This is a genomic window from Syntrophomonas sp., from assembly GCF_028707975.1.
GTDB lineage: Bacteria > Bacillota > Syntrophomonadia > Syntrophomonadales > Syntrophomonadaceae > Syntrophomonas.
Genome location: NZ_JAQVZX010000043.1, coordinates 1 through 5,326, shown reverse-complemented (window position 1 = coordinate 5,326; position 5,326 = coordinate 1). Strand labels below are relative to the sequence as shown.

Genomic DNA, 5,326 nt, shown 5'->3' with positions numbered 1-5,326 from the left:
TCGGTGGAATTCGCCGATTTTCGCAATTATTCCAGCGGCGATGATTTTCGTTATATCGATTGGAACAGTTACGCGCGTACGGAAAAACTCTTCGTAAAGCTGTTTATGGAGGAGCAAGACCTGCTCTTGACCATTTTTATTGACATCAGCAAGTCCATGTCCTGGGGGGAACCTCCCAAAGAACGGCTGGCCTTGCAGCTGGCCGCCGCCTTTTCCTATTTGGCTCTGGCGGCCTACGACCGGGTAGCCATCGCCGCCTGCTCCGAGCAACTCGCCGCCTATCAGGCCCCCTTGCGGGGGAAAACCGGCATAGATCAGGCCTGGACTTTCCTGGGGCAGCTTTCTTTCGCCGGCAGCACTAATTTGAACCAGGCCTTACGCGAGTATGGCCGCTTTTCTCGCGGTCCCGGGGTTGTTTTGCTTGTATCCGATCTCCTGTCTCCCCACGGTTTTCAAGATGGGGTCAAGTTTCTCCAGTACCTGCGGCAGGAAGTTATTGTTTTGCAGTTGCTGGCTCCGGAAGAAATTAACCCGACTTTGCATGGAGACTGGCGGCTTTTGGACAGTGAAAGTGGTGAAAGCCGGGAAATCAGTGCTAGCCCACGATTGCTTAAGGCCTATCGGAAGAAGTTGGATGATTTTAGCGAGGCTAACCGTGACTTCTGTTTCCGGCGGGGGATAGGATTTCTGCAGGTAAGCAGCGCCACCCCTTTCGAAGAGCTGATTTTACAACTGCTTCCCCGGGCAGGGATTCTTGCTTAAAGATTACGGGTATTAAAAGAAATCATCCACAATAGAGCTCTGGTACTCGGATTAATATAAACCTGATTAATGAAATGATGACTTGACTGCAAAAACCTCTTTTGATACAGAAGGGTTGCATAAATATACAAGCATAATAATATTTATCACTTTTGCAGTGGAAGCAATAATTAAGAAAGTGAATAAGTGAGGTTAAAACGGTGAGATCTACCTAGATAACCCCTCACCCCTCACTTTAGAATATGGGGAGGAGAAAATCTTGTCCTTGCTTAACCCGGCAGGCCTTGGCTTTGCCGCTATAATTCCGCTAATAATTCTGCTATATCTCCTTAAAAGGCGTTTCCAGGAAAAAGTTATTTCCAGCACCTACCTCTGGGAAGAGGTCTTGAAGGATATGGAGGCCACTACCCCCTGGCAGCGTTTGAAGAAGAACCTGCTGCTTTTCCTGCAGCTGCTGGCGGCCTTTTTGCTGGTAATGGCCCTGAGCCGCCCCTACCTTCCGGTGGCCGGGGGCCTGGAGAAGCAGCTGCTGGTAGTAATCGATGCTTCCGCCAGCATGATGGCCAGTGATGTGACGCCGTCACGCTGGGGAATGGCCCAAAAAGAGGTGGAGAAGCTCATCGATCGGCTGGGCGCGGGGGAGAAAATGACCCTTATCAAAATGGGAGAGCAGCCGGAAGTCCTGCAGGCGGCGAGTGGCGACAAGAATGAGCTGCGCCGGGCCTTGCGGGATGCGCAACTGGAGACGGGGCGGGCTGACCTGGAAGCAGCCCTATCCTTAATTGCTTCACTTGGTCGCGATTCCCGAGATATTATGCTGCTTATAGTCAGCGATGGTAAAACCTTGCCGGTGGAGCATGACCTCAGAATCAAATGCCCGGTGGAGTTTATCCAAATTGGCCGGGAGAGTGACAACCTGGCTATTACCACCCTGGCTACCCGCCGGGACTCGGGGCAGGTTCTGGCCCTGGCCCGGGTGCAGAATTTTGGCGAAAAGGCGGTAGTAAGCGATATTGAACTTCGAGTTGACGGAGAACTGTTCGATATCAGGGAAATAAAGCTGGAAGCAGAAGGAGCCCGGGAGATAATCTGGGAGAATTTGCCCGCGGGGGCAGAGAGTATTCAGGCTATTTTGCAGCGGCCTGATTTCCTGTCGGCGGATAACGAAGCCTGGGCAGTGGTGGAGGAATTAACGGAGAACCGGGCCCTGCTGGTAAGCCAGGGGAATCTTTTCCTGGAAAAGGCTTTACACCTCCTGCCGGGATTGGAATTATTTAAGACCAGTCCCGCTGAATACGACCCCGCTCTCGCTGATTACCAGTTGTTCATCTTTGACGGCTGGCTGCCTGCCCGCCTGCCCTCGGCCAGTATTATAATAGTCAACCCTCCTCCGGGTAATCCCTGGCTGGCCATAAACGGTGAAGCGAAAAACCTCAGCGGGATAAAAGCCGCCGGGGAGGATTCCATCCTGCGCTATATCGATAGCAGTGACTGGCAAGTAGCCCGGAGTCAAAAGCTGCTTTGCCCGGATTGGGGCAGAACCCTATTGGAAAGCGAAGATGTTCCTCTATTGCTGGCCGGGCAGTTATCGGGCCGGGTGGCCATTTTTTCTTTTGACTTGCATGAGAGCAATATCCCTTTGCAAACCGGTTTTCCCATCCTGGTGCACAATTTGATGGGCTGGCTCTTGCCCGGGAATGCCGGAGTAAGTTTTGATCTGAACCGCAGTCGCTTCAGCTTTGAACCCCACCCGGAAACGGAAGCGATATACCTGCAAAGGCCGGGGGAAAAAGAAGAGCGCTATTTGCCTCCTTTTCCGCGCTCTTTCAGTGCCAGTCGTCCGGGCCTGTACCAGATAAACCAGGTTCTGGGCGATAGGATAGAGAGCAGTTTCCTGGCCAGGAACCAGGGTGACCCTCTGGAATCCGCTATCAAGCCAGCCGCACTGCCCTGGCAGGCCCTGGAAGCCAGCAGCAAGGGCGGGGGAGAGCGGCTGGGCAAAAAAGAAATCTGGCCCTGGCTGTGCTGGGCGGTTCTGCTTTTGCTCCTGCTGGAATGGGAGGTGTACCGCCGTGGCTATTAGTTTTAGTCACCCCCTTTTATTGCTTATAATTCCCCTGGCTTTCTACCCGCTTTATCTCTGGTACCGTGATTCCGGACATTTGCCTGCTTTCCGGCGTAATCTGGCTCTGCTGTTAAGAAGCCTTCTGCTTTTATGTCTCATACTGGCTCTGGCTGGGCTGGAACTGCGATTTCCGCTGCAGCGGCAGAGCGTGGTCTTTGCCGTGGATCTTTCCGCCAGTTGCGAAAATAGCCGGGAAGCGGCGGAAAACTTCATTAGAGAGGCCTTGAAGCACAAGAAAGCGGACGACCAGGCAGCGGTAGTGGTATTTGGCGGCAATGCCCTGGTGGACCAGAGCCTTAGCGACAGCAGCCGTTTGCATCCTATTGAAAGCCTGGTGAACCGGAACTACAGCAAGCCGGAACAGGCCTTGAAGCTGGCTGACGCTCTTTTGCCCGATAGTTTTTCGCGGCGGGTGGTGCTGCTCTCCGATGGACGCCAGAATGATGGCGATGCCTTGAAAGAAGGCGCTTACCTGGCCGAGAAGAAGATACGGCTTGACCTGCTTCCCCTGGAAAGCAGCCCCACCCGGGACGCGCGGGTGAAGAGCCTGGAAGTTCCTCAGAGTCTTTTTGCCGGGGAAAAGTTCCCGCTTAAAGTGGGGATAGAGAGCAACTTTGCCACCACCGCCCGGCTTCGTCTATACCAGGATCAGGAATTGATCGGCCAGGAGGAAATCAAACTGCGGCAGGGGGAAAATATGCTGCTTTATTCCTCCGTTTTGGATGAAACCGGGTTTCACAGCTTCCAGGCCAGCATCGAAGTAGAGCAAGATGGGGTGGCGGATAACAACGAAGCCTATGCCTTTAGCATGGTTCAGGGTCCGCCCCGACTGCTTCTGGTAGAAGGGAAAAAAGGAGAAGCCCGGGGCCTGGAAGCGGTACTTTCCTCACTGAATATGGACTATGACCTGCTATCCCCGCGGGAACTGCCGGCAAGCCTGACCGAACTGCAGCGCTACGGGCTGATAATTCTCTGCAATGTACCGGCGGAAGATCTCCGGGCCGAAGCCATGCAAGCTGTACATACGGCGGTCAGGGACCTGGGCAAAGGATTAATAATGGTGGGCGGAGAGGATAGTTTTGGACCAGGGGGATATTTCAATACCCCGGTGGAGAAAGCTCTGCCGGTATATATGGATTTACGGGGAAAGAAGGAGATACCTAGCCTGGGTTTGGTTCTGGTTATCGACAAGTCCGGCAGCATGTCGGAGAGCAGCGGCGGTTACAGCAAGGTGGAACTGGCTAAAGAGGCTGCCATTCAGGCCACCAGTATTTTGGGGCCGCTGGATATGGCCGGGGTGGTAGCCTTTGATGATACAGCTCAATGGGTGGTGGAATTTCAAGCGGTTAAAGACAAGGACGCTATACAGGATGATATAGCCACCATCCGGGCTGACGGGGGCACCAGCATTTATCCCGCCCTGGCCCTGGCCTATGCGGCCCTCAAAGATGCCCATACCAAATTCAAACACATCATACTGCTCACCGATGGGCAGTCGGCCAGTACCGGGGATTATTATTTTTTGAGCCGGAGAATGGCCCGGGCGGGGATAACCATGTCCACGGTGGCCGTGGGTGAGGGGGCGGACACCCTGTTGCTGGAACAACTGGCGGCATGGGGTCAGGGCCGGTATTATTTCAGTGATGAAATCTCCAATATTCCCCGCATATTTACCAAAGAAACCATGAAGGCTATAAAGAGTTATCTGGTAGAGGAAAGCTTTTTTCCTGTATTGACGGCGGAAAGCCCGCTAATGGATGGCATCTCCGCCGTGCCGGTACTCGAAGGCTATGTGGCCACCACGCCCAAGAAAGCGGCCCAGGTGGTTTTGTCCAGCCATCGCCAGGACCCGGTGCTGGCCCAGTGGCAGTACGGACTGGGGCGCTCCATCGCCTTTACCACTGATGGCGGTTGGCGCTGGTCCAGTGCCTGGACGGCCTGGGGAGATTACAATCATTTCTGGGCCAACCTGATTTCCTGGACCCTGCCTCGCAGCCAGCAGGATGCCAGGCTGGAACTCAAGACCAGTCTGGAGGGCCGGCAAGGTCTGATTCAGGTAGATTCCCGCGAGCTCTCCCTTTCTTTGCCCAGTGAGGCGGTAGTGGTAGACCCGGAATTGAAGGCGCAAAAGATTAAACTGGAGCCGGTAGCACCGGGAAGATATGAGGGAAGATTCTCCACCGGTGAACCGGGGGTATATTTTGTAAATGTCACCCAGCAGGGAAGCGAAGGCGAGCTGAGGTCAGCCAGCGGCGGGCTGACCCTGGCCTATTCTCCTGAATATGCCGAGAGCGGCAGCGATGAGAAATTCCTGCAAGCCCTGGCGCAAGCAGGAGGCGGCAGCATAATAAGTGAGCCCCGCGAAGCGTTTGCTTCCAACCTGCCTGTCGCCCGAGGGGTACGGGAACTCTGGCCCTGGCTCTTGATGCTGGCGGCTCT

The 5,326-nt window shown here is 54.4% G+C and carries 3 protein-coding genes; all 3 read left to right on the top strand.

From position 1 onward, the window contains the following. The coding region (locus PHP87_RS07105; RefSeq protein ID WP_299919943.1) for a DUF58 domain-containing protein at positions 1 to 762 on the top strand (762 nt) is incomplete at its 5' end. Between the two features lie 259 nt (positions 763 to 1,021). Further along, entirely contained in the window at positions 1,022 to 2,845 is a 1,824-nt protein-coding gene (locus PHP87_RS07100; RefSeq protein WP_299919941.1) for a VWA domain-containing protein, read from the top strand. Next, on the top strand, positions 2,835 to 5,326 hold a 2,492-nt coding region (locus PHP87_RS07095; RefSeq protein WP_299919939.1), incomplete at its 3' end, for a VWA domain-containing protein. The genes PHP87_RS07100 and PHP87_RS07095, both read left to right, overlap by 11 nt.